This is a genomic window from Wolbachia endosymbiont of Drosophila incompta, from assembly GCF_001758565.1.
Classification (GTDB): domain Bacteria; phylum Pseudomonadota; class Alphaproteobacteria; order Rickettsiales; family Anaplasmataceae; genus Wolbachia; species Wolbachia pipientis.
Genome location: NZ_CP011148.1, coordinates 328,288 through 329,986, shown reverse-complemented (window position 1 = coordinate 329,986; position 1,699 = coordinate 328,288). Strand labels below are relative to the sequence as shown.

Here is a 1,699-nt window from a genome sequence, read left to right as displayed (position 1 = left end):
AACTAGAGCAACAAAAGGTGAGTATCTTCATAACAAGTCTCCAGAGCTAATTGAAGCAGAGCAAAATCAGGCCGTAATTTTGCGTATAGCCGTAGAATTTCCTGAAATCTTGAACCGTCCTATATTTTTTGAGCAATTTTCTCATTTTGAATTTACTAATGAGATGAAAAGATTACAACAGCGTATAATTGATGTAATAAGTAACAAAAGCAACCTCGATAAAGAGGCTTTGTTACAAGAATTGAAACAGTTTAACGTTATAAAGTATGTATTTGAAAAAACTAGTGTACTAAATAGCCAACTGAACGAGAGAAAATCTGCAGAAATTGTGTGGAATAATATAGTGTTACTAAAAGAGTTAAATGCATTACGAAAAGAAAGAACCGAAGCGAGGCTGAGCGGTAATCTTGACTTAGAGGAAAGGTTGATAGAACAAATAAAGCAAATAGAAAGCAGTATACAAGAAATGCAAATGGAGTTTATTGAAAAGTAGATATCGTCTCGTTAGTCAACAAGAAAATTACAAAATAAGACAATATTTTACATAAGATTGAAATTTTTAACTAATTAAGCCTTCCTCTAACAGCTTTGCCCTGTAGTTTTTGATATGGTTAGGATCACTTGAAAATGTATAATTTTTGTAGTTAGCTCTGCTGTGCATATAAAGTTTACTATTGACTTTTATCACATTATCTCACATTATCTCACATAATATGCATGTGAGAAGAATATGAACTGGAAGAATTTTCGTCTTAGTACGCGTCTCAACCTAGAAGGGCCTGTAATTGAGCAAGTGTACGAGTTAATTACTGCAGTTGATAGTGTTAAAAATAGCTGGCAGATAACGAAAAAACTACTACCACAAACAATTGAAAGATTAACTCATTCAGTTATTGTTACATCTTCTGGCGCTTCTAACCGTATTGAAGGAAATCGTCTAACCGATAAAGAAGTTGAGGATCTATATAAAAACCTACGTGTCAAAAAATTTAAAAATAGAGATGAGCAAGAAATTGCTGGCTACTTAGAAATGCTTACACTAATATTTCATGATTATACGGATATTCCAATTAGTGAGTCATCAATATTGCACATTAACAACCAGATGCTACTTTATAGTGAAAAAGATTTGTATCATAGAGGAAAATACAAAGCAAGTTCTAATAGAGTTGAGGCAAAAGATCAGAATGGAAAAGTTGTTGGTATAATTTTTGATCCCACACCACCTTACCTTGTTAGAAAGGAAGTACAAGAGCTTATTGATTGGTATCACTGGTCCTTAAATAATAAATTTAAGCATCCTCTTATTATTATTGCTAACTTTGTTTTTGAGTATCTGGCAATACACCCTTTTCAAGATGGGAATGGCAGAACTAGTAGATTGATGACTAATTTAATGCTGTTGCAGCAGGGTTATGATTTTGTATCTATTGTATCACATGAAAAGATAATTGAAACTAACAAACTTGATTACTATTTAGCGCTTAATAAAACACAAAGTAGCTGGAAAAGTGGCAAAGAAGATATTTCCCCGTGGTTAATATTTTTTCTTAATGTACTCAAAACGCAAGCAAATGAGGCGCATTATATTCTTGAGAGGGAGAATACTGAATATTTATTATCAAGAAAACAATTGTTCTTCTGGGAATGGGCACTTAGCCTTGCAGATAAAGAATTTAGTAGAAAAGATGCTATAGAA

Annotated in this window: 1 protein-coding gene and 1 pseudogene (1 of these 2 cut by a window edge); both read left to right on the top strand. The window is 32.5% G+C overall.

Annotated elements, in window-relative coordinates; all coding sequences use genetic code 11:
• Nucleotides 1-493: pseudogene (locus tag WG67_RS08105) on the top strand (DNA primase); the annotation flags it as partial.
• A gap of 237 nt (nt 494-730) precedes the next feature.
• Nucleotides 731-1,699: the 5' portion of a Fic family protein gene (locus WG67_RS01525; protein WP_070356796.1), read on the top strand. 114 nt of this gene lie beyond the right edge of the window; 969 of the gene's 1,083 nt are visible here — the first part of the coding sequence; the start codon lies at nt 731-733; its stop codon lies beyond the right edge, outside the window.